The 22,297-nt window shown below is 63.8% G+C and carries 19 protein-coding genes; 12 read left to right on the forward strand and 7 right to left on the reverse strand.

Going from position 1 to position 22,297, the window contains the following annotated elements:
• Positions 1 to 222 precede the first annotated feature (222 nt).
• The 5 genes from dnaQ to NKH42_RS10650 all read right to left on the reverse strand — a co-directional run bounded on the left by dnaQ (position 223) and on the right by NKH42_RS10650 (position 4,049).
• Positions 223 to 942, reverse strand: a complete 720-nt coding sequence (gene dnaQ / locus NKH42_RS10630) for a DNA polymerase III subunit epsilon (protein WP_352751412.1) — start codon at positions 940 to 942, stop codon at positions 223 to 225.
• An 86-nt stretch (positions 943 to 1,028) separates the two neighbouring features.
• Positions 1,029 to 1,631, reverse strand: a complete 603-nt coding sequence (gene coaE / locus NKH42_RS10635; protein WP_352473995.1) for a dephospho-CoA kinase — start codon at positions 1,629 to 1,631, stop codon at positions 1,029 to 1,031.
• The gene (locus NKH42_RS10640) at positions 1,628 to 2,470 is read right to left on the reverse strand and encodes a shikimate dehydrogenase (protein ID WP_352491250.1); all 843 of its coding nucleotides are present in this window, start codon (positions 2,468 to 2,470) and stop codon (positions 1,628 to 1,630) included. Before NKH42_RS10640 ends, coaE begins: the two co-directional genes overlap by 4 nt.
• Entirely contained in the window at positions 2,463 to 3,062 is a 600-nt protein-coding gene (locus NKH42_RS10645) for a Maf-like protein (protein ID WP_352974068.1), read from the reverse strand. The genes NKH42_RS10640 and NKH42_RS10645 overlap by 8 nt, the downstream gene beginning before the upstream one ends.
• A gap of 168 nt (positions 3,063 to 3,230) precedes the next feature.
• Positions 3,231 to 4,049: a pyruvate, water dikinase regulatory protein gene (locus NKH42_RS10650; RefSeq protein ID WP_254817949.1), complete on the reverse strand. Its 819-nt coding sequence runs from the start codon at positions 4,047 to 4,049 to the stop codon at positions 3,231 to 3,233.
• Positions 4,050 to 4,450: 401 nt separating this feature from the next.
• Here NKH42_RS10650 and hemE point away from each other — a divergent pair, with 401 nt between their 5' ends.
• The 3 genes from hemE (at position 4,451) to rho (ending at position 7,450) form a co-directional block, all read left to right on the forward strand.
• Positions 4,451 to 5,479, forward strand: coding sequence for a uroporphyrinogen decarboxylase (gene hemE / locus NKH42_RS10655; RefSeq protein WP_352751413.1), 1,029 nt, complete (start codon positions 4,451 to 4,453; stop codon positions 5,477 to 5,479).
• A gap of 2 nt (positions 5,480 to 5,481) precedes the next feature.
• Positions 5,482 to 6,018: a protoporphyrinogen oxidase HemJ gene (gene hemJ, locus NKH42_RS10660; RefSeq protein ID WP_352508626.1), complete on the forward strand. Its 537-nt coding sequence runs from the start codon at positions 5,482 to 5,484 to the stop codon at positions 6,016 to 6,018.
• 166 nt (positions 6,019 to 6,184) lie between these two features.
• Positions 6,185 to 7,450 (forward strand): transcription termination factor Rho, encoded by a 1,266-nt coding sequence (gene rho / locus NKH42_RS10665; protein ID WP_023675925.1) that lies wholly within the window; start codon positions 6,185 to 6,187, stop codon positions 7,448 to 7,450.
• Positions 7,451 to 7,628: 178 nt separating this feature from the next.
• Here rho and NKH42_RS10670 read toward each other — a convergent pair whose 3' ends face one another.
• Complete coding sequence (locus tag NKH42_RS10670; protein ID WP_352508598.1) at positions 7,629 to 9,644, reverse strand: thioredoxin domain-containing protein; 2,016 nt, start codon at positions 9,642 to 9,644, stop codon at positions 7,629 to 7,631.
• A gap of 59 nt (positions 9,645 to 9,703) precedes the next feature.
• Here NKH42_RS10670 and mnmE point away from each other — a divergent pair, with 59 nt between their 5' ends.
• The 5 genes from mnmE (at position 9,704) to NKH42_RS10695 (ending at position 15,533) form a co-directional block, all read left to right on the forward strand.
• Entirely contained in the window at positions 9,704 to 11,032 is a 1,329-nt protein-coding gene (gene mnmE / locus NKH42_RS10675; RefSeq protein WP_352508597.1) for a tRNA uridine-5-carboxymethylaminomethyl(34) synthesis GTPase MnmE, read from the forward strand.
• A 218-nt stretch (positions 11,033 to 11,250) separates the two neighbouring features.
• Positions 11,251 to 13,125 (forward strand): tRNA uridine-5-carboxymethylaminomethyl(34) synthesis enzyme MnmG, encoded by a 1,875-nt coding sequence (gene mnmG / locus NKH42_RS10680; RefSeq protein WP_352974070.1) that lies wholly within the window; start codon positions 11,251 to 11,253, stop codon positions 13,123 to 13,125.
• Positions 13,122 to 13,763 (forward strand): 16S rRNA (guanine(527)-N(7))-methyltransferase RsmG, encoded by a 642-nt coding sequence (rsmG, locus tag NKH42_RS10685; RefSeq protein WP_352508595.1) that lies wholly within the window; start codon positions 13,122 to 13,124, stop codon positions 13,761 to 13,763. The genes mnmG and rsmG overlap by 4 nt, the downstream gene beginning before the upstream one ends.
• A gap of 47 nt (positions 13,764 to 13,810) precedes the next feature.
• Complete coding sequence (locus NKH42_RS10690; RefSeq protein WP_084642633.1) at positions 13,811 to 14,611, forward strand: ParA family protein; 801 nt, start codon at positions 13,811 to 13,813, stop codon at positions 14,609 to 14,611.
• 40 nt (positions 14,612 to 14,651) lie between these two features.
• Complete coding sequence (locus NKH42_RS10695) at positions 14,652 to 15,533, forward strand: ParB/RepB/Spo0J family partition protein (protein ID WP_352508594.1); 882 nt, start codon at positions 14,652 to 14,654, stop codon at positions 15,531 to 15,533.
• Between the two features lie 153 nt (positions 15,534 to 15,686).
• On the opposite strand, the gene holA is transcribed toward NKH42_RS10695, so the two are convergent.
• A complete protein-coding gene (holA, locus tag NKH42_RS10700; protein WP_352751414.1) occupies positions 15,687 to 16,733 on the reverse strand; it encodes a DNA polymerase III subunit delta in 1,047 nt (348 codons plus the stop codon).
• Between the two features lie 350 nt (positions 16,734 to 17,083).
• Here holA and NKH42_RS10705 point away from each other — a divergent pair, with 350 nt between their 5' ends.
• The 4 genes from NKH42_RS10705 to lpdA all read left to right on the forward strand — a co-directional run bounded on the left by NKH42_RS10705 (position 17,084) and on the right by lpdA (position 22,286).
• Positions 17,084 to 18,316, forward strand: a complete 1,233-nt coding sequence (locus NKH42_RS10705) for a 3-methyl-2-oxobutanoate dehydrogenase (2-methylpropanoyl-transferring) subunit alpha (RefSeq protein WP_254817940.1) — start codon at positions 17,084 to 17,086, stop codon at positions 18,314 to 18,316.
• A 2-nt stretch (positions 18,317 to 18,318) separates the two neighbouring features.
• Positions 18,319 to 19,332, forward strand: coding sequence for an alpha-ketoacid dehydrogenase subunit beta (locus tag NKH42_RS10710; protein WP_352701186.1), 1,014 nt, complete (start codon positions 18,319 to 18,321; stop codon positions 19,330 to 19,332).
• A gap of 11 nt (positions 19,333 to 19,343) precedes the next feature.
• Positions 19,344 to 20,717 (forward strand): dihydrolipoamide acetyltransferase family protein, encoded by a 1,374-nt coding sequence (locus tag NKH42_RS10715; RefSeq protein WP_352701187.1) that lies wholly within the window; start codon positions 19,344 to 19,346, stop codon positions 20,715 to 20,717.
• A 174-nt stretch (positions 20,718 to 20,891) separates the two neighbouring features.
• Positions 20,892 to 22,286: a dihydrolipoyl dehydrogenase gene (gene lpdA / locus NKH42_RS10720; protein ID WP_352751415.1), complete on the forward strand. Its 1,395-nt coding sequence runs from the start codon at positions 20,892 to 20,894 to the stop codon at positions 22,284 to 22,286.
• Positions 22,287 to 22,297: the final 11 nt, after the last annotated feature.

The raw sequence follows: 22,297 nt of genomic DNA on the forward strand, positions 1-22,297 counted from the left end.
TTCCCATCAGCCACAATCCGCTATGTCTGGAAGACAACTGCCAATCTGCGACATCTGCGATTGGCCTTAGCCACTATGCCTTCGTCATCCTAGGGTCTGCGCCGCGTCGCTGCGCTCCTTGCTCCGCCCTGGGATCACGAAGGAGGGTGTTTCAGCTAATCTCGAAACTTTGCGATTTGCCACTGAACAGAACTATCGACGTTCGCTGCCGATCGGCCCCAACTACGCCGCGGAACTCGCTTCCTGGGCGACCCGCAGCCAGAGCGCCTTTTCGCCCAATGTGCCAACCATGCCCGCGTGCGCGGTGCGCTCGGCGTCGGTCAGGCGCGACGGCAAGGCAATCGGCCTGACGCCGATCGAAATATCGATGTCTTCGACATTCTGCCTGCCGCCCGTCGGAGTCAGGATGCTGTCGAGGATAAGGCTTGCCTGCTTGCCGCCGATGAGCTCGATATAGACCTCGGCCAGCAATTCCGAATCGAGCAGCGCGCCGTGCTTGGTGCGGCGGCCGTTGTCGATGCCATAGCGGCGGCAGAGCGCGTCGAGCGAATTGGGGCCCATCGGATGCTTGCGGCGCGCCAGCGCCAGCGTGTCGACGATCCGTCCCGGATCGATGGCCGGATGGCCAAGCCGGCCGAATTCGAGATTGAGGAAGCCGATGTCGAAGCCGGCATTGTGCGCGACCAGTTTGGCGCCGTCGATGAAGGCCAGAAACTCCTCGGCGATCTCCATGAAAGTCGGCTTGCCCTGAAGATCGGCGGCGCTGATGCCGTGCACGGCCTGCGCCTCGTGATGGATCTGGCGGCCTTGCGGGTTGATGTATTTGTGGAAGGTTCGGCCGGTCGGGAAGCGGTTGACCAGCTCGACGCCGCCAAGCTCGATGACGCGGTCCTCGCGCGTGTCGAGGCCGGTGGTTTCCGTATCGAAGATGATCTCACGCATCGAATCAGTCCACTGGTGCCGGCATCATTCTAGCCGAATCACACCAGGAACAAAATGGCAACAAGGAATGTGGGTCTGCAAGCCTCTTAACCAGGCCTGGCTGCCTTATCCACGACTAGTTCGGCGATGATGGCCTTGACGGCCGCGCGAGTGGCGTCAAAGCCCTGACCGGTGTCGATGACAAAGTCGGCGCGCCGGCGCTTTTCGGTGTCGGGAACCTGCCTGGCCAGGATCGACGCCAGTTTCTCCTCGTTCATGCCCGGCCGCGCCAGCACGCGGGCGCGCTGGACTTCGGGCGGCGCGGTGACGACCACGACCTTGTCGACGCGGTTGCGGCCGCCGGTCTCGAACAGCAGCGGTATATCGAGCACGGCAAGCGGCGCGCCGGCGGCACGATGTTCAGCCAGGAAGGCATCGGCGTCGGCACGGACCAGCGGATGGATGATCGCTTCCAGCCGTTTCAGCGCGGCGGCGTCGCCGAGCACCCGCTCCGCCAGTGCCGCGCGGTCGACCGCACCGGATCGGGTGGTGCCGGGAAAGGCCGCCTCGACCAAGGGCGCGGCCTTGCCGGCATAAAGGCGATGCACAGCCTCGTCGGAATCATGGACCGGCACGCCGGCCTCGGCGAACATCTTGGCCGCGGTCGATTTGCCCATGCCGATCGATCCGGTGAGGCCGAGCACGATCATTTTATCGCGCCGATATCGGCAATAATTATTTGCCGCAGTTCGGCGGTGACTTCTGGCCTGATGCCGAACCACCGCTCGAAGCCGGGCACCGCCTGGTGCAGCAGCATGCCGAGCCCATCGACGGTTCTCAGGCCGCGCGCTTTGGCGGTAGCAAGCAGCGGCGTCTCCAGCGGCACGTAGACGATGTCCGTGACGATGGCGCGGTCCGGCAGTCTGCCTGGATCCGCGGACAGGCCTTCATTGCCATGCATGCCGAGCGCCGTCGTGTTGACCAGCAGGCCGGCATCTTCGAGCAATTCGCCGGTCGCCGCGAGGTTGTGGGCGGAAACGCCGGCACCGAAGCCGTCGCGCAGCTCCTGCGCCCTCGCAAGCGTCCGGTTGACGATGCGGATGTCGCTGACGCCGCGCTGCTTCAGCGCATGGATGACCGCGCGAGCGGCGCCGCCGGCACCGAGCACCACGGCGGGGCCGTTAGCCGCCCAGCCCGGTGCATATTCGTCCAGATTGGCGGCAAAGCCATGGGCATCGGTGTTGCCGCCGCACAATTCGCCATTCTCGAACCACAGCGTATTGACCGCACCTATCTGTTCGGCGTCGGCGTCGCGGCGCGCCGCCAGTGCGAAGGCGGCTTCCTTGTGCGGGATGGTGACGTTGCCGCCGCGATAGCCTTGTGCCTGCAGCGTCTGCAGGAATTCGGCAAACGCCTCCGGTGCAACGTCGATTGCCTCGTAGACGCCGTCGATGCCGTATTTCGCCAGCCAGTGGCCGTGGATCTTCGGAGACCTGGAATGCGCGATCGGGTGGCCGGTGACGAAGGCTTTTTTCGGGGCCTCAGCCATCGATCGCCCCGAACTCACGCAGCTTGGCCAGCACCGGCAAAAGTGGCAAGCCGACAATAGTAAAATAGTCGCCTTCGATTTTTTCGAACAGCTGGATGCCTTCGCCTTCGATCTGGTAAGCGCCGACGCTGGACAACGCTTTGGCGCCGACGCGCGCCAGATGGCGGCCGATGAAGGCCGGATCGATCTTGCGCATGGTCAGGCTGGCGATGCCGACATGCCGCCACAGAACCTGGCCGTCACGGCCGAGCACGACGGCGCTGTTGAGATGATGCGTCTTGCCCGACAGCGCCAGCAGATGACGGCGCGCCCCTTCCATGTCGGCCGGCTTGTGGAACAGCTCGTCGCCGAGCGACAGCGTCTGGTCGCAGCCGAGCACCAGGGCGCCGGGCTTGCGCTCACTGACGTCGGTGGCCTTGGCTTCGGCGAGCACCAGGGCGACGTCCTCCGGCGACACGCCAGTATTCTGCAGCGGCGCCTCGAGCGCGCGCTCATCGACAGAGGCCGGAACCGCTTCGACAGTGACGCCGGCATTGACGAGCAGCGCTTTGCGGAACGGGCTGCCCGAGGCAAGGATGATTTTTTCGGCCATTTTTTTCGCCCGTTTGCTGGCGTCACTAGGGTGCGTCGAGATTCAGGTCAGGCCGCGCCGAAAATGGTGGCTTCCGAGAACCGGAGCGGAGCGTACATTTCGTACGTGAGCACCGGAAGCGCAGGAAACCGCCGTTTGCAGGCCGGCATCACCTGAATATCACACGCCCTAGCGCGTCTTGCCGCGCAGGGCAACGATGGCCGCCGCCGTCTCCTCGATCGAACGGCGGCTGACGTCGATCATCGGCCAGCCGTGCCGCGTGCATATCTGGCGGGCATAGGCGAGCTCTTCGGCGATCGCGGCGCGGTCGACATAGTCGGTCGGTTCGTAGGCGCTGGTGCCGAGAATGCGGTTCTGCCGGACCTGCGAGATCCGTTCGGCGGTGGCGACCAGGCCGACGATCAGCGGCCTCGTGGCATTGACCAGGCTTTCGGGCACCGGAACGCCGAGCACGATCGGGATGTTGGCGGTCTTGATGCCGCGATTGGCGAGATAGATGCTGGTAGGCGTCTTCGAGGTGCGGGAGATGCCGACGAGCACGATGTCGGCATCATCCATATTGGCCGGCAGCTGGCCATCGTCATGCTCCATGGTGAAGTTGAGCGCGTCGATGCGGCGGAAATATTCGGCGTCCAGCACATGCTGGGCACCGACGCGGCGGCCGGCCGGCGTGCCGAGATAGGACTGGAACACCGTCAGCACCGGTTCCAGCACCGAGACGCAAGGCAGGCCCATGGCCGCGCAGCGTTCGTCGATGCCGCGGGCAAGCTTCTGGTCGACCACCGTATAGAGGATGATGCCCGGCTCCTCCTCGATATCCTCGAACACCTTCGTCACCTGCTTTTCGGTGCGGATGAGCGGGTAGATATGTTCGATGGCGCGCGCGTCCTTGTATTGCGCGGAAGCCGCGCGGCCGGCGGCCAGCAGCGTTTCGCCGGTGGCGTCGGAAATCAGGTGAAGGTGAAAGAAGCTCTGCGGTTTGTTCACAGGATACATTCCAGGCTGTGGGCCGATGTGGATAAGCCGGGCGGGAAACTCGGCCACCGCAAAGCGACTGTATCAGATGGCGGTTTGTCCACAATTCGATGTGCTGTCGGCTTCTCCGGGCGGTTGGGGACAAGTCCGGGGACGGAGCTTTTTGCCTTCGCTTCATCCACAGGGGCAATTTCCCTGGCCTGGCGGCAACGCATTGACTCCAGTCGTAAATTCCCGACTTTCCACAAAGTCCTGCAATCCCGTTGGAGAAGCGCGCGACAATATGCTGGCTGGTCTTTTCGAGGGCAAAGCGGGACAGGAGACAACCACCACAACCAACAGACTCTTAGAATCATAAGATTCCTAAAAATAGAATATTTAATTATAGGGAAGCCTGGAAAGGCGAGCGCTCAATGCCTCAAGACCGGATCGTGCTGGACGTGTTGAGAGGCAAGGCGGCGTTTCCGCCACCGCTCTGGATGATGCGCCAGGCCGGCCGCTATCTGCCGGAATACCGGGAGACGAGGAGACGGGCCGGATCCTTCCTCGATCTTTGCTACGACCCGGATCTCGCCGTCGAAGTGACGCTGCAGCCGATCGAACGCTTCGGCTTCGATGCATCGATCCTGTTTTCCGACATCCTTGTCGTTCCGCATGCGCTCGGCCGCGACGTGCGCTTCGAGGAAGGACGCGGCCCGCTGCTGACGCCGATCACGGCTGTGGAGATCGAGGCTCTCGACGGCGAAACGTTTCACGTGAATCTCGAGCCGGTCTACGAGACGGTGCGGCGATTGCGCGCCAGACTGCCCGATGAAACGACGCTGATCGGCTTCTGCGGTGCGCCCTGGACAGTGGCGACCTACATGATTGCCGGCCACGGAACGCCCGACCAGGCGCCGGCCAGGCTGTTCGCCTATCGCGAGCCGGCGGCCTTTCTTCGGTTGCTGAAGGTGCTCGCCGATCATTCGGCTGCCTATCTGATCCGCCAGATCGAAGCCGGCGCCGATGTCGTGCAGATCTTCGATTCGTGGTCAGGCGTGCTCGACGAAGCGTCTTTCGGATTGTTCTGCGTCGAGCCGGTGGCCGAGATCGTCCGGCAAGTGAATGCTGTCCATCCCAACGTTCCGATCATCGGCTTTCCCAAGGGCGCGGGAGACCACTATCGAAGCTATCGCCAGCAGACCGGCGTGACCGGGTTGGGCCTCGACTGGACTGTGCCCTTGTCGACGGCGAAGGAATTGCAGCGCGACGGCGCCGTGCAGGGCAATCTCGATCCGCTGAGGCTTGTAGCCGGCGGCAAGGCGCTTGCCGACGGCGTAGCGGCGATCCTGAAGGCGCTGGGCGACGGACCACTGATCTTCAACCTCGGCCACGGCATCACGCCGGAGACGCCGCTGGCGCATGTCGAGCAGATGGTGAAACTGGTGCGGAGCGCATCGTGACGATGATGGGCGCAGACAACGCGAACAGCGGTCGAGGGGCGATGCACCGCGCGGCAATTGCGATCGCCATCTTCCTGGTGCTGGCCGGGCTGCTGTTTTTCTTCGGGCCCGATGATTTCTATCCGTGGGCGAAGGCGATCCATGTGATTGCCGTCATCTCCTGGATGGCGGGCATCCTCTATCTGCCGCGCTTGCTGGTCTATCATGCCGATGCCGAAAAAGGCTCCGTCCAGTCGGAGACCTTCAAGGTGATGGAGCGCCGCCTGCTGCGCGGCATCATCAATCCGGCAATGGTGATTACCTGGGCATTCGGCCTGTGGCTCGCCTGGAAAGGCTTTGGTTTTCAGGGCGGCTGGCTGCATGCCAAGATCGCTGCGGTGGTTGGTCTGTCGGCCGCGCATGGCTATCTCGCCGGCGCCGTCCGCAAATTTGCCGAAGACCGCAATGAAAAATCGGCAAGGCACTGGCGGATCGTCAATGAGATCCCTACATTGCTGATGATCGTCATCGTCGTCCTGGTTATCGTAAAACCGTTCTGACGTCCTCGGTTGCCCGCAAAAGGCGGCTTGCTCTTTCAACCGACCGACGATAAAAGACGGGTCTTCCTTCCCGTCATGCGCCGCCCATTTATCGCTTCGGCCGCGCCCGGCATTTGTCGCATCCCGCCGATATTTTTCCCAAAGCTTACTCAGAGTCCGTCTAATGATGCAAGAAATGAAGCTCACAGAGTTCAAGAACAAGAAACCACCAGAGCTGATCGCTTATGCGGAATCGCTCGAGGTCGAGAACGCCAGCGTCATGCGCAAGCAGGAGCTGATGTTCGCGATCCTGAAGAGACTGGCGACCCAGGATATCGAGATCATCGGCGACGGCGTCGTCGAAGTGCTGCAGGACGGTTTTGGCTTCCTGCGCTCCGCCAACGCCAACTATTTGCCAGGTCCCGACGACATCTATATTTCACCCTCGCAGATCCGGCGATTCTCACTGAAGACCGGCGATACGGTCGAAGGGCCGATCCGCAGCCCGAAAGAGGGCGAGCGCTATTTTGCGCTGCTCAAGGTCAACACGATCAATTTCGACGACCCTGAAAAAATCCGCCACAAGATCCATTTCGACAATCTGACGCCGCTTTATCCGACCTCGCGGCTGAAGATGGAGATGGAGGTTCCGACCTCCAAGGATATTTCGGCGCGCGTCATCGACCTGGTGGCGCCGCTCGGCAAGGGCCAGCGCGCCCTGATCGTGGCGCAGCCGCGCACCGGCAAGACGGTGCTGTTGCAGAACATCGCCCATTCGATCACTACCAACCACCCGGAATGCTACCTGATCGTGCTTCTGATCGACGAGCGGCCGGAGGAAGTCACCGACATGCAGCGCTCGGTGAAGGGCGAGGTCGTCTCCTCGACCTTCGACGAGCCGGCGGTTCGCCACGTCCAGGTTGCCGAAATGGTCATCGAGAAGGCCAAGCGCCTCGTCGAGCACGGCCGCGACGTCGTCATCCTGCTGGATTCGATCACCCGCCTCGGCCGCGCCTACAACACCGTCGTGCCGTCATCCGGCAAGGTGCTGACCGGCGGTGTCGACGCCAACGCGCTGCAGCGGCCGAAGCGCTTCTTCGGTGCTGCCCGCAATATCGAGGAAGGCGGTTCGCTGACCATCATCGCCACCGCGCTGATAGACACCGGCAGCCGCATGGACGAAGTCATCTTCGAAGAGTTCAAGGGCACCGGCAATTCGGAAATCGTGCTCGACCGCAAGGTCGCGGACAAGCGTATCTACCCGGCCATGGACATCCTCAAGTCCGGCACCCGCAAGGAGGACCTTCTGGTTCCGCGCCAGGACCTGCAGAAGATCTTCGTGCTGCGCCGCATCCTGGCGCCGATGGGAACAACCGACGCTATCGAGTTCCTGATCGACAAGCTCAAGCAGACCAAGACCAATGCGGATTTCTTCGATTCGATGAATACGTAGGGTTGCGGGCCTTCCCTTCTCCCGTGTGGGAGCAGCAGGTGGCGAGCCAAGCTCGGTCGGATGACGGGTGCTCCAGCTTGGCAACGACGGCACTCCGTCCAACACCCCTCATCCGTCTCGGCGCTGCGCGCCAATCCACCTTCTCCCACAAGGGAGAAGGGACGGAGCGCCAGGTCCATCACCGCCGCAGCATCCGTTCCAGCTCCTCAGCTTCCGTTATCACCGGCAGGCAGACCTGCCCGGTGCACAGCCAGGCGCCGGGCTTTTCGGTTGGTGGCAGGACGCCGCCTGGCAGCGTCGGCAGGTTTGTCGCCGAGCCGACAGGCACCACGATGTCCACCCGGCGCGGGTCCGGATTTCGATTCGCAACCGGAACAAGCCTTGGATTCTCAGATCTCTCCACGATCACCAACTTCAACGGCTCGAACGCCAAGGTACAGGCATTGACTGTACCCGCTTGGCCATAGCCCTGGTGCTCAGCCCGCCCGGCCGCATGCTCGGCGACCGTCCAGGCTTTTTCCCAGAGATCGAGATCGCCCAAAAGCGACGACAATCGGACCAGGGCTTCTATGATCTGGCCGGTAGCGGAAGGAATGGCTTCGTCGACATCGCCGCGGATGCGGATCGGCACATCCGCGCTGTCCGACGCGGTCAGATAGTAGCCGGTCTTGTCGCTGTCCCGGTGCCAGAGATCGAGTTGCTCAATGAAGTTCCCGGCGCGATCGATATAGTCGGGATTGCCGGTCGCCTCGAGCAGTGAGATGGCGGCATTGGCCATGGCGGCATAGTCGCTCGACAGCGCGGGAAACAATTTCTTCTCCCCGAGCATGGAATGCGGCAGACGGGCGTCGCGGGCGGCGCCCGCAATGGCGGCAAAGGCCGCTTCCGCCGCTTCGATCCAGTCGGATCGGCCAAGCGATCGTCCGGCCTCGGCAAGGGCTGCGATCGTCAAGCCGTTCCAGTCGGTCAGGGCCTTGCCGTCACGCCCGGGCCGAACGCGCTGTTCCCTCGCTGCCAGCAGCCTTTGCTTGAGCGGAACCAGGAGGTCACGATCGACGACGCTTTGTATTTGCTGGGCTTCGGTTTGGTGGATGATCGGCTTGCCTTCCCAGCCATGCGGATCGGCAAGTGTGAAGTATTTGAAAAACAAGGCTGATTCGTAGCCAAGGACGGTCTCGATTTCATCCCTGCTCCAGGTGTAGAACAACCCCTCCTCGCCCTCGCTATCGGCATCGAGGCTGGCGGCAAAGGCACCGTCCTCGACCCGCATTTCGCGCAACAGCCAGGCAATCGTCTCTTCGATTCGCAGCCGGAATAATTCCTTGCCGGTTGACGCATAGGCCCAGTTGCACAAGCGGATGAGCTGGGCATTGTCGTAGAGCATCTTTTCGAAATGCGGCACCAGCCATTCGGCGTCGGTCGAGTAGCGGCTGAGGCCGCCGCCAATATGGTCGTAGATGCCGCCGGCCAGCATCTTTTCGAGGCTGAGGAGAACGGCGTCGCGGTGGGATGCGGTGCCGTCGCGCAGCCAGCACAACCAGAGGCTCTGCATGAACGGCGCGTTGGGGAATTTCGGCGCGCCGCGCAGGCCGCCCAGCTCGCGGTCGATCATGCCGTCAATGCCGTTGGCGAACTTTGCCAGCATGCCGCGGTCGAGCACGGCCTTGGCATGGCTGCCCGCCAGCCGCGTCTCGACATGCGTGCTCAAGCCGTCGGCACTTTGGTTAACGCTTTCTTTCTTCTCCCGCCAAGCCTTGTCAACCGCCTCCAGCACCTGGACAAAGCCCGGCCGGCCGTAGCGGGCCTCGCGCGGAAAGTAAGTGCCGCCCCAGAACGGCTTGCCATCCGGGGTCAGGAACATGGTCAGCGGCCAGCCGCCTTGCTCGCCCATCGAGGACAATGCCGCCATATAGATCTGGTCGATGTCGGGGCGCTCCTCGCGGTCGACCTTGATATTGACGAAGAGACGGTTCATGACGGCGGCGACGTCGTCGTTCTCGAAGCTCTCATGCGCCATGACGTGGCACCAATGGCACGCGGCGTAGCCGACAGAGAGCAGGATCGGGCGCTGCAGCGCCTTTGCTTCGGCCAGAGCGGCGGGCGACCATGGCCGCCAGTGCACCGGATTGCCGCTGTGCTGCTGCAGATAGGGGCTGGCCTCTTCGGCAAGCAAGTTTTGTGCAGGCAAGGTCACGGCGCTACTCGAAGGCGGATTGAACAGGCATAGCTAGGGCGCTTCGGCAGAGCGGGCAAATGATTTTGAAAGACTCCATTGTAGCGCTGTCGAGCGGGCGCCTGCCGGCCGGCATTGCGGTGATTCGGATTTCCGGGCCGCAGAGTCGATTCGTTGTCGAAACGATTTCCGGATCGACCGTGCCGAACCGCGTGGCCGCCTATCGCAAGCTCCGGGCGCCCGACGGATCGGTGCTGGACAGCGGCCTGGTCGTCTTCTTTGCCGGGCCCGACAGTTTCACCGGCGAGGACGTCGCCGAGTTCCATGTGCATGGCGGACGCGCCGTCGTGGCGAGGATGCTGGAAACCATCGCCTCCTTCGACGGCGTCAGGCACGCCGAGCCTGGTGAATTCACCCGCCGTGCCTTTCTCAGCGGCAAGCTCGATCTGGTCGAGACCGAGGCGCTGGCCGATCTCATCAACGCCGAGACCGAAGCGCAGCGGCGCTTTGCCGTTCACAACGCTCAGGGCGTGCAGAGCGAACTCTATCTGGGCTGGCGCCGACGGCTGATCCACGCTCGGGCGATGATCGAGGCCGAGATCGATTTTGCCGACGAGGACGACGTGCCGGGTTCGGTCGCCGATACGGTCTGGTCCGATGTTCAGGCCATGATCGACGAAATCGAGCGCCATGTCGCCGGCTTTCGTGCCGCCGAAATCATCCGCGACGGATTCGAAGTCGTGATCCTTGGCGCGCCGAATGCCGGCAAGTCCAGCCTGTTCAACGCTTTGGCGCGGCGCGAAGCGGCCATCGTCACCGACGAGCCCGGCACGACCCGCGACCTGCTAGAAGTGGTGCTGGACCTGGAAGGGGTGCGGGTCAGGGTAACCGACACCGCCGGTCTGCGCGAGGCGCCCGGCAAGATCGAGGCGATTGGCATAGAGAAGGCCAGGACCAAGGCGCACAGCGCTGATCTGCTGCTGCTGCTGGAGGATCTGGCGGAGCCAGTCGCGATCGGTATGCGGCCGGGCGACATGCCGGCGCTGAGGGTCGGAACAAAAATTGACCTGTTGGGGGGCAAGTCACCCTCGCCCACGGCGCACTATGATTTCGCCATCTCGACGCGGGACGGCACGGGTCTGGCCGAATTGCTGGACGAGATCGGGCGTCGTGCCGCAGCGCAGATCGGCAAGGCCGGCGATATCCTGCCGTCGCGGCTGCGGCACGTCGAGTTGCTCAACGAGACGAAACGCTTCCTGGTCGCAGCAGTGGTCAGTGGTCATCGCGGGCAGGAGCTACGGGCCGAGGAACTGCGCCTGGCAGCGGATCGGCTTGGACGGATCGTCGGGGCGGTCGATGTCGAGGATATGCTGGACGTTATCTTTTCGCAGTTCTGTATCGGCAAATGACTCACGTGAAACATTGCAAGCATCCGTGACGGAAGGCGAGCGACGGCGCTCCTTCCCCGTCCCGCCGATGTTCTGCGCCACCGAAGGCACCAACGCCGTGACTCACGTGAAACACCAGGCGCTGATACCGCTACATTGTTTCACGTGAAACGAGCAGTGTTCTTGACAGCATGTGGCTGTGGGCACATGTGTCGGCAGATTTGAATCGGAATATACAAATGACCAATCGCTACGATGTGGTTGTGGTGGGCGGCGGCCATGCTGGGTGCGAGGCTGCAAGCGCCGCTGCGCGGGCTGGCGCCAGAACGGCGCTGGTGACGCTGCGCTTCGACACGATCGGCGTGATGTCCTGCAATCCGGCGATCGGCGGCCTCGGCAAGGGCCATCTGGTTCGCGAGATCGACGCCATGGACGGGCTGATGGGGCGCGTTGCCGATGCGGCCGGCATCCAGTTCCGGCTGCTCAACCGCCGCAAAGGGCCGGCGGTGCGTGGTCCGCGAACGCAAGCCGACAGAAAGCTCTATCGCCTCGCCATGCAAGCGGCGATTCGCGAGCAGGCCGGTCTCGATGTGGTCGAGGGCGAGGTTCTCGATTTTGAAATCGACAATGGGCGCATCGCGGCGGTGCTGCTGGCGGATGGACGCCGGCTCGCCTGCGGCGCCGTGGTGCTGACGACCGGCACTTTCTTGCGCGGGCTGATCCATATTGGCGAGAAGAAGATTGTCGCCGGCCGCATGAACGAGCAGGCGAGCGTCGGCCTCTCGGCGACGATGAGCCGCGCCGGCTTCAAGCTCGGGCGGCTGAAGACCGGCACGCCGCCGCGGCTGGACGGCAGGACGATCGATTGGGCGTCGCTGGAGAGCCAGGCGGCGGACGAAGATCCCGTGCCGTTCTCGCTGCTCACCGAGCGCATCGAAAACCCGCAGATCCACTGCGGCATCACCCGAACGACCCACGCCACGCATGAGCTGATTCGCGCCAATCTCGGCCGGTCGGCCATGTATTCGGGGTCAATCGAAGGCGTCGGGCCGCGTTATTGCCCGTCGATCGAAGACAAGATCGTCAAGTTCGGCGACCGCGAAGGCCACCAGATCTTTCTGGAGCCGGAAGGGCTGGACGACGACACGGTGTATCCGAACGGCATTTCGACCTCGCTGCCCGAGGACGTGCAGCTCGACATGCTGAAGACCATTCCGGGGCTGGAGCGGGCAACCATGCTGCAGCCGGGCTATGCCATCGAGTATGACCATGTCGACCCGCGCGAGCTCAAGCCAACGCTGGAGACAAAGCGGATCGGCGGGCTTTTCCTCGCCGGCCAGATCAACGGCACCACCGGCTACGAGGAGGCCGGCGCGCAAGGACTGCTCGCCGGCCTCAACGCGGCGCGCAAGGCCTCGGCGAGCGATGAAATCGTGCTCAGCCGCACCGAAGCCTATATCGGGGTGATGGTCGACGATTTGACCAGCCGCGGCATCACCGAACCGTACCGCATGTTCACCTCGCGGGCCGAGTTCCGGCTGTCTTTGCGAGCCGACAACGCCGATGAGCGGCTGACGCCGCTGGCTGTGAGACTGGGGATCGCCTCGCCGGAGCGGATGCAGCGGTTCAACAATGTCGTGCAAGACCTTGAGAAAGCGCGACAGCTCGCCCTCGGCACCACCATGACCCCCAATGAGGCGGCGCGCCATGGGCTCGAAATCAACCGGGACGGCGTCCGCCGCTCAGCCTATGAGTTGCTGGCCTATCCTGGCGTCGACATCGCCTGGCTGGCGCGGATCGAGCCGGCTTTCGCGGTGATCGACAGCAAAACGGCCGAACGTCTTGAAACGGAAGCCAGATATTCTGTCTATCTCGACCGCCAGCAGGCTGACGTCTCGCAGATCAGGCATGAGGAGAGCAGGCTGATTCCCGAATCGCTCGACTTTGCCTCTGTTCCCGGCCTGTCCAATGAGTTGAAGCAGAAGATGCTGGCACGCCAGCCGCGCTCCATTGCCGATGCGCAGCGTATGGAGGGCATGACGCCGGCGGCGCTGGCAATCATCGTCGCGCATGTGCGCAATGCCGAGGCGGCTGCGCGAAAGCAGGTCGCGTGAGCACTGCGTCCTGGGCAAACCTGCAAGAGGCAGCAGGCCCGGTTTCACGTGAAACATTCGATCGTCTGGTCGCGTTCGAGGCCGTCTTCCAGAAATGGAACCGCCGGATCAATCTCGCCGCGCAATCGACGCAGGACGATGTCTGGCGCCGCCACATCCTCGACAGCGCGCAGCTGGCGCGAATCAAACCAGAGGCGAAGCGCTGGGTCGATCTCGGCTCGGGCGGCGGGTTTCCCGGCCTCGTGCTGGCATTTTTGCTCGCCGAGCGGGAAGGCGCCAGCATCGATCTTGTTGAAAGCAACCGGAAGAAAGCATCGTTCCTGCAAACGGTCGTCGGACAGTTCAATCTGCCCGCCAAGGTCATCGCGCGCCGCATCGACGATAGCTATCCTCTTGTTCCTGCACCGCAAATCGTCACAGCCAGGGCGCTCGCCTCGCTGCCCGACTTGCTCGACCTGACGGCGCCGTGGCTGACCAAGGGGTCGCATGGCCTGTTTCACAAAGGCCGGGATTACCGCGCCGAAGTGGCAGAAAGCGCTCAACGATGGTCTTTCGATCTGGTAGAACATGCCAGTGCAACCGACGCGCAGGGCGTCATTCTTGAAGTATCCGACTTGCGACCGCATCCTGGCTTGTGACCGGCGACCCCAAATGAATTTCTGGCATGAATTTCTGGCATAGACCCATGATGAAGAACGGCCCCCGAATCATCACCGTCGCCAACCAGAAGGGCGGCGTCGGCAAGACGACGACTGCCATCAATCTGGCCACCGCGCTGGCGGCCATAGGCGAACAGGTGCTGATCGTCGATCTCGACCCGCAGGGCAATGCCAGCACCGGGCTTGGCATCGACCGGCGCGACCGCACCGTCTCGTCCTATGACGTGCTGACCGGCGAACTCGATCTCGAAGCGGCGGCGATCCCGACGGCGGTGCCTGGCCTGTCGATCGTCCCGTCGACGCTCGACCTGCTCGGCATCGAGATGGAAATCGCCTCGGCGCCGGATCGGGTGCTGCGGCTGCGCAACGCGCTACGGGCTTCGGCCGAGCGCTCGGCCAACTTCGGCTATGTGCTGATCGACTGCCCGCCGTCGCTCAACCTGCTGACACTGAATTCGATGGCTGCAGCCGATTCGGTGCTGGTGCCGCTGCAGTGCGAGTTTTTCGCGCTGGAGGGCCTGAGCCAGCTTTTGGAGACGGTCGAGCAGGTGCGCCGCTCGATCAACCCCGACCTGACGATCCAGGGCATCGTGCTGACCATGTTCGACGGGCGCAACAATCTCGCCAACCAGGTGGTGCAGGATGTGCGGGCGCATATGGGCGACAAGGTCTATGAAACCGTCATCCCGCGCAATGTCCGCGTTTCCGAGGCGCCGTCCTATGGCAAGCCGGCGATTCTCTACGACCTCAAATGCTCGGGCAGCCAGGCCTATCTGCAGCTTGCTTCGGAAGTCATCCGCCGCGAGCGCAAATTGCGTGCTGCCTAAACAATAAGCCGATTCGACACCGAAACGATCTGGACGGATGATGAACGAAGACCCTTCGAGGAAAAGACTGGGACGGGGACTGGCGGCCCTGATCGGCGAAATCGATCGTCCGGCGGCACCGGAAAAGCCGGGCCTGGCGGCCGACGGCAAGGTGCCGATCGAGTTCCTCAGCCCCAATCCCAAAAACCCGCGCCGGCATTTTGGCGACGCCGACCTGACCGACCTCGCCCAGTCGATCCGCGAACATGGCGTGGTGCAGCCGGTGGTGGCGCGGCCGTCGAAAACCCAAACGGGCCGTTACGAGATCATCGCAGGCGAGCGTCGTTGGCGCGCGGCGCAACGCGCCGGGCTGACCGAAATCCCGATCATCGTACGCGACGTCAACGATCGCACGGCGCTCGAACTGGCGATCATCGAAAACGTCCAGCGCACCGACCTCAACCCGGTCGAAGAGGCGCTGGGCTACCAGCAGCTGATCGACGACCACGGCTATACACAAGCCGATCTCGGCCAGGTGATCGGCAAGAGCCGCAGCCATGTCGCCAATACGCTGAGGCTGCTCAAGCTGCCCGACGTCATTCGCGACATGCTGGTCGACGGCGCGCTCTCGGCCGGCCACGCCCGCACCCTGGTGACCGCCGAGGACCCGGCCGGGCTTGCCAAGCGGATCATCGACGAGGGGCTTTCGGTGCGCCAGGCCGAGGCGCTGGCGCAGATGCCGGTCGGCGCGCCGGCGGCAAAGCGCCAGCCCGCAGCGCCGCCGCAAAAGGATGCCGACACGCTAGCGCTGGAAAAATTGATGACCAATACGATCGGCATGATCGTCACGATCGAGCACAACCAGCGCGGCGGCGTGATCAGCGTCGCTTACCGGACGCTGGAGCAGCTTGACGAGCTTTGCCGAAGGCTGAAGCGGGAGTAGGTAGGCTGCTGAAAGATCGCGATATTTAGCCGGCAAATGAAGTAGACTAAGTGAGTCAATAAAGGCCAGCCATTGCGTCGGCCGTTTTCTCTTTGAGACATTGGCGGTTGGCGAAATCGCTGAAGCCGTCAATCTCCCCCTCGAGGAGGGAGATCAGGCTCGCTGCGCCAGCCTTGCGCTCTCCACGGCAATGCCGAGCAGGGCCTGTCGTGCCAGCGCGATCGACAGATCCGGCCGCCGGCGTGTCTGCAGGACCGCCGTCTGCAGGCGGTTGAGTGCGCGGCCGAGCGCTTCGCTGCTCCACCGTTCGAGGGCTTTCTCCACCAGCTTGCGCCGGGAGAAAAAAACCGGCGGGCGCGCCGCGGCAACGACCGAAGCGGCATTGCGGCCGCCGGCGTCCATCTGGCCGCGCATGGCCTGGATCGTCTGCAGCTGCCGCATCGCCGATGAAAGCACCAGGAAGGGCTGGCCGCCGGACTGGCAATGGCGGGTAAAGGCGGTGTCGAAGTCGGCGATCCTGCCTTCGAGCAGGGCGTCGACCGCCGTATCGAAGGAGAGGCCTGAGACGTCGCCAGACGTCGCCTTGACGTCGTCAAGGCCGATTTCGGCCCGGCCATGCGCATAAAGCACAAGCTTTTCGATCTCGCCGCGCGAGGCCAGCCGGTCGCCGCCGAGATTGCGGCGCAGCGCCTGCCGGGCCTCCAGCGTCATCGACATGCCGGCCTTGCGCAGTTCGTCGTCGATGACCGTATCGATATCCCTGGCTTCATCGGCATAGCAAGGCAATGCCATGGCATTATCCGCCGCCTCCACCACGGCGCGCAGGCCGACGCCCTTCTTCAGGTCGCCGGCCTCGATAAGGATGATGGCGTCCCGTGCGGGCTCCGACGTCAGCGCCTTGACGTCGTCGGCAAGCGCCTTCTGGGCGCCGGCATTGCGCACCCATAGCAGGCGCCGCTCCGAAAACATCGGCACGGTGCGGGCCTCGTCGAGCAGGCGGCCCTCGTCGCGGTCGACTTCCGATCCGTCCAGCCTGACCACTGAGAACGGATCGTCAAGCGGCAGGCCGGTCTTGCCGGCAAAGGCCTTTGCCCGCTCGGCAACCAGCCCGCGATCGGGACCGTAAAGCAGCACGATCGAGACGCGCGGATCCGGCTTCGCGAGCCATGCATCGACTTCGTATGCTTTCTTCTGTGCCATGGGCGCTGATTAGCACGAGGCGGGCGCAGGGTGAACGGAGGGTTGGCGGGATTGTATCGCGACGCCTATGGGACAGCGCCCCCCTCTATCCTGCCGGACAGAGGGGGGCGCGAAGGAACTCGACAGAGGGATCTTGCCAGCAGGAATCCCTTCTCATGCGCCAGATCAGGCCGGACCATTCGCCAAATTGCGCATGGCGGAGGAAGATCGACAAGAAATTTCGCGGACATATCTTCATCTTGACGAGTGCTGGCCGGCGCGGTCGTTGGCCCGAAGCCGCGCCCGACGAATTGGCACTGGTCCGGCGGTGTGCAACTATCCTGGCCGGGCAACAGTGGAGGACCGAGATCATGGCCGATGCCGGAATGTTGCGCTTCCATGTTCCGGAACCGGAAGTGCGGCCGGGCGGGACGCCGGATTTCTCCAATGTGAGCATTCCAAAAGCTGGCTCGGTGCCGCGCCCGAAGATCGACGTCGACCCGCGCGACATCCGCGATCTGGCCTTCTCGATCATCCGCGTGCTCAACCGCGCTGGCGAGGCGGTCGGGCCGTGGGCAGGGCTGCTTTCGGACGACGAGTTGCTGGAGGGGCTGCGCCATATGATGACGCTGCGCAGCTTCGATGCGCGCATGCAGATGGCGCAGCGCCAGGGCAAGACCTCTTTCTACATGCAGCATCTCGGCGAAGAGGCAGTGAGCTGCGCCTTCCGCAAGGCGCTGTCGCGGGGCGATATGAATTTTCCGACCTATCGGCAGGCCGGCCTGCTCATCGCCGACGGCTACCCGATGGTCACGATGATGAACCAGATCTATTCGAACGAGGCCGATCCGCTGAAAGGGCGGCAATTGCCGATCATGTATTCGTCGAAGGAGCACGGCTTCTTCTCGATCTCCGGCAATCTGGCGACGCAGTACATCCAGGCGGTCGGCTGGGCGATGGCCTCGGCAATCAGCAACGATTCAAAGATCGCCGCCGCCTGGATCGGCGACGGCTCGACCGCCGAGTCCGACTTCCATTCGGCGCTGGTGTTCGCCTCGACCTACAAGGCGCCGGTCGTGCTTAACGTCGTCAACAACCAGTGGGCGATTTCGACCTTCCAGGGCATCGCCCGCGGTGGCTCCGGTACTTTTGCCGCCCGTGGCCTCGGCTTCGGCATCCCGTCGCTGCGCGTCGACGGCAACGACTATCTCGCCGTCCATGCGGTGGCCAAATGGGCGGCGGAACGGGCGCGCAGCAATCTCGGGCCGACGCTGGTCGAATACGTCACCTACCGCGTCGGCGCGCATTCGAGCTCCGACGACCCGTCGGCCTACAGGCCGAAGGCCGAGTCCGACGCCTGGCCGCTCGGCGACCCGATCGTCAGGCTGAAGAACCACCTCATCCAGCGCGGCGTCTGGTCTGACGAACGCCACGCCCAGGCCGAGGCGGAAATCCTCGATACGGTGATTTCAGCGCAGCGGGAGGCCGAGCGCCACGGCACGCTGCATGCCGGCGGCAAGCCTTCGGCGCGCGATATGTTCGAGGGCGTCTATGCCGAGATGCCGCCGCATCTCAGGCGCCAGCGCCAACAGGCCGGGGTCTGACCATGCCGCGGCGGACCATGATCGAGGCGATCCGCGACGCCATGGACGTGTCGATGGCGCGCGACGAACGCGTCATCGTGTTCGGCGAGGATGTCGGCTTCTTCGGCGGCGTCTTCCGCTGCACGCAAGGCCTGCAGGCGAAATACGGCAAGAGCCGCTGCTTCGATGCGCCGATCAGCGAATCCGGGATTGTCGGCGCGGCCATCGGCATGGCGGCCTACGGGCTGAAGCCTTGTGTCGAGGTGCAGTTTGCCGACTATGTTTATCCGGCCTATGACCAGATCGTCTCGGAAGCGGCGCGGCTGCGCTACCGGTCGAACGGCGATTTCACCTGCCCGATCGTCGTGAGAATGCCGACCGGCGGCGGCATTTTCGGCGGCCAGACCCACAGCCAGAGCCCGGAGGCGCTGTTCACGCATGTCTCCGGCCTGAAAGTCGTGGTGCCGTCGAACCCGCACGACGCCAAGGGCCTGCTGATCGCAGCGATCGAGGATCCCGACCCGGTGATCTTCCTGGAGCCGAAGCGGCTGTATAACGGCCCCTTCGACGGTCATCACGAGCGGCCGGTGACGCCATGGTCGAAGCATCAGCTCGGCGAAGTCGCCGATGGCCACTACACGGTGCCGCTCGGCAAGGCGGTGATCCGGCGGCCTGGTGCGGCAGTTACCGTGCTTGCCTACGGCACGATGGTCTATGTCGCCCAAGCAGCAGCCGAGGAGACCGGCATCGATGCCGAGATCATCGATCTGAGGACACTGCTGCCGCTGGATCTCGAGACGATCGTCGCCTCGGTCAACAAGACCGGGCGCTGCGTGGTCGTGCATGAGGCGACGCTGACATCCGGCTTCGGCGCCGAACTTTCGGCGCTGGTTCAGGAGAACTGCTTCTACCATCTGGAAGCGCCGGTGGCGCGGGTCACCGGCTGGGACACGCCCTATCCGCATGCGCAGGAGTGGGACTATTTTCCCGGTCCCGCCCGGCTAGGCCGCGCGCTCGTCGAAACGATGGAAGCCTGAGGGGGAAGACGATGGGCGAATATGTCATCAAGCTGCCCGATGTCGGCGAAGGCGTCGCCGAGGCCGAGCTGGTCGAATGGCAGGTCAAGGTCGGCGATCTCGTGCGCGAGGACGCCGTGCTTGCCGCGGTCATGACCGACAAGGCGACGGTCGAAATTCCTTCGCCCGTCGATGGCGAGATCCTCTGGCTGGGTGCGGAGATCGGCGACACTGTGGCGATCGGCTCGCCGATTGTCAGGTTGAAAGTGGCGGGCGAGGGGAACGTCAGGGTTGGCGCGACGCTTGCAGACGTTACGGCGGAGGGTGCCCCTGACGATGCGCGGGCTCGCCCGTCCTCGGGCTTGGAGCCGTCATTACCCAATTTGGCGCCGTCATCCTCGGGCTTGTCCCGAGGATCTGCCGTCCCACACGGATATGACGCAATCAGTTCCGAGAGGTCGGTAGATTCTCGGGACAAGCCCGAGGATGACGGCGCCAGGTCCAAGGTCAACAGCGCGCCGCGTCCCGAGGGAGAAAAGCCACTGGCCTCGCCGGCCGTCCGCCTCAGGGCGAAAGAGGCCGGCATCGACCTTCGGCAGGTTTCGGGAACCGGCCCGGCCGGTCGCATCCGGCATGAGGACATCGACGCCTTCCTGGCGCGGGGGCCACAGCTGGCGAAGGCCCCTGGCCTCGCCCGCAACGAGACGGTCGAGGACATCAAGATAGTCGGGCTCAGGCGAAAGATCGCCGAGAAGATGACGCTGGCCAAGTCGCGCATCCCGCACATCACCTATGTCGAGGAGATCGACGTCACCGCACTCGAGGATTTGCGCGCCGCGCTTAACAAGGAGAAGCGGCCGGGCGCGGACAGGCCGAAGCTGACGCTGCTGCCGTTCCTGATGCGGGCGATGGTCAAGGCCATTGCCGACCAGCCGAACCTCAATGCGCTGTTCGACGACGAAGCCGGCATCGTCCACCAGCATGGCGGCGTCCATATCGGCATCGCGGCGCAGACGCCTGCGGGGCTGATGGTGCCGGTGGTCAAGCACGCCGAGGCGCGCGACATCTGGGACTGCGCCGCCGAGGTTAACAGGCTCGCCGAGGCGGCCAGGTCGGGCACGGCGACACGCGACGAGCTTTCGGGCTCGACCATCACCATCACTTCGCTCGGCGCCATGGGTGGCGTGGCGACGACGCCGGTGATCAATCATCCGGAAGTGGCGATCGTCGGCGTCAACAAGATGATGGTGCGGCCGGTATGGGACGGCAGCCAGTTCATCCCGCGCAAGATGATGAACCTGTCCTCCAGCTTCGACCATCGCGTCGTCGACGGCTGGGACGCTGCGGTGTTTATCCAGCGCATCAAGACGCTGCTAGAGACGCCCGCGTTGATTTTTGTGGACTGAGGTAATGAGAACGGTCGCAACGGCCCCCTCACCCGGCCTCCGCTTCGCTACCCTCTCCCCGAGGGGAGAGGAGGTCGCCAGCGCCGGCGCTAGCCTCTTCTCCCCAGCGGGGAGAAGGTGGCCGCGAAGCGGCCGGATGAGGGGGCCTTTCTTCGCCAACAAGAGCCTATCGCCATGAAGGAAATCTCCTGCAAGTTGCTGGTCATCGGCGCCGGTCCGGGCGGCTATGTCTGCGCTATCCGTGCCGGGCAGCTCGGCATAGATACGGTTATCGTCGAGTTCGGCAGACCGGGCGGCACCTGTCTCAATGTCGGCTGCATTCCGTCCAAGGCGCTGATTCATGCGGCCGAAGAGTTCCAGAAGCTCTCGCACATGGCGGGTGGAAAAAGCCCGCTCGGCATTGCGATCGCCGCACCATCGCTTGATCTCGCCGCCACCATGGCCTGGAAAGACGGGATCGTTAGCCGGCTGAACAACGGTGTTGCCGGTCTGCTGAAGAAAGCTGGCGTGAAGACGGTGCATGGCTGGGCGACATTTCGCGACGGCAAGACCGTTGCCGTCGACACCGAGATCGGCATGCAGGTGATCCGCGCCGAAACGGTGGTGATTGCGACCGGCTCGGCGCCGGTCGAGTTGCTATCGCTGCCGTTCGGCGGACCGGTCATTTCGTCGACCGAGGCGCTGGCGCTGAGCGAAGTTCCGGAGAGGCTGGCGGTGGTCGGCGGCGGCTATATCGGGCTGGAACTCGGTATCGCCTTTGCCAAGCTGGGGGCCAAGGTGACCGTGGTCGAGGCGTTGCCGCGCGTGCTGGCGCAATATGATGCGGAACTGACCAGGCCGGTGGTGAAGCGGCTGGCCGAGCTCGGCATCGAGGTGCTCGTGAACGCCAAGGCCAAGGGGCTGTCCACCAAGCGCGACGCACTGCTGGTCGAGGCGAATGGCGGCAAGAACGGCAAGATCGCTGCCGACAAGGTCCTGGTCACGGTCGGTCGGAAGCCGGTGACCAAAGGCTGGGGGTTGGAGCAGATCGACCTCGACATGGCCGGACCCTTCATCCGCATCGACGACCAGTGCCGCAGCTCGATGCGCGGTATCTTTGCCATTGGCGATGTCACCGGCGAGCCGATGCTGGCGCACCGGGCGATGGCGCAAGGCGAAATGGTCGCCGAGATCGTCGCCGGCCACAAGCGCAGCTGGGACAGACGAGCAATCCCGGCTGTCTGCTTCACCGACCCGGAGCTGGTCGCCGCGGGCCTGTCGCCGGAAGAGGCCAAGACGCGTGGCGAGATCAAGGTCGGACTGTTTCCCTTCACCGCCAATGGCCGGGCAATGACGAAGTTGGGCGAGGACGGATTCGTTCGGGTACTGGCGCGGGCGGACAACCATCTGGTGCTCGGCATCCAGGCCGTCGGCCAAGGCGTGTCGGAGCTGTCCACTGCGTTTGGGCTGGCGCTGGAGATGGGCGCGACGCTGGAGGATATCGCCGGGACGATCCATGCCCATCCGACACAGGGCGAGGGTTTTCAGGAAGCGGCGCTGAAGGCGCTAGGGCGGGCGGTGCATGTTTGAGGGCTCGCGCT

It is taken from the genome of Mesorhizobium sp. M1142, from assembly GCF_040318565.1.
Classification (GTDB): Bacteria; Pseudomonadota; Alphaproteobacteria; order Rhizobiales; family Rhizobiaceae; genus Mesorhizobium.

Coding starts and splice junctions, on each gene's coding strand:
- coaE (WP_352473995.1), bottom strand. CDS start 1,631: ATGATCGTGCTCGGCCTCACCGGATCGATCGGCATGGGCAAATCGACC.
- mnmE (WP_352508597.1), top strand. CDS start 9,704: ATGATTTTGAAAGACTCCATTGTAGCGCTGTCGAGCGGGCGCCTGCCG.
- NKH42_RS10705 (WP_254817940.1), top strand. CDS start 17,084: ATGGCCGATGCCGGAATGTTGCGCTTCCATGTTCCGGAACCGGAAGTG.
- NKH42_RS10640 (WP_352491250.1), bottom strand. CDS start 2,470: ATGGCTGAGGCCCCGAAAAAAGCCTTCGTCACCGGCCACCCGATCGCG.
- rho (WP_023675925.1), top strand. CDS start 6,185: ATGCAAGAAATGAAGCTCACAGAGTTCAAGAACAAGAAACCACCAGAG.
- hemE (WP_352751413.1), top strand. CDS start 4,451: ATGCCTCAAGACCGGATCGTGCTGGACGTGTTGAGAGGCAAGGCGGCG.
- mnmG (WP_352974070.1), top strand. CDS start 11,251: ATGACCAATCGCTACGATGTGGTTGTGGTGGGCGGCGGCCATGCTGGG.
- NKH42_RS10645 (WP_352974068.1), bottom strand. CDS start 3,062: ATGGCCGAAAAAATCATCCTTGCCTCGGGCAGCCCGTTCCGCAAAGCG.
- lpdA (WP_352751415.1), top strand. CDS start 20,892: ATGAAGGAAATCTCCTGCAAGTTGCTGGTCATCGGCGCCGGTCCGGGC.
- hemJ (WP_352508626.1), top strand. CDS start 5,482: ATGATGGGCGCAGACAACGCGAACAGCGGTCGAGGGGCGATGCACCGC.
- NKH42_RS10690 (WP_084642633.1), top strand. CDS start 13,811: ATGATGAAGAACGGCCCCCGAATCATCACCGTCGCCAACCAGAAGGGC.
- NKH42_RS10695 (WP_352508594.1), top strand. CDS start 14,652: ATGAACGAAGACCCTTCGAGGAAAAGACTGGGACGGGGACTGGCGGCC.
- NKH42_RS10710 (WP_352701186.1), top strand. CDS start 18,319: ATGCCGCGGCGGACCATGATCGAGGCGATCCGCGACGCCATGGACGTG.
- holA (WP_352751414.1), bottom strand. CDS start 16,733: ATGGCACAGAAGAAAGCATACGAAGTCGATGCATGGCTCGCGAAGCCG.
- dnaQ (WP_352751412.1), bottom strand. CDS start 942: ATGCGTGAGATCATCTTCGATACGGAAACCACCGGCCTCGACACGCGC.
- NKH42_RS10715 (WP_352701187.1), top strand. CDS start 19,344: ATGGGCGAATATGTCATCAAGCTGCCCGATGTCGGCGAAGGCGTCGCC.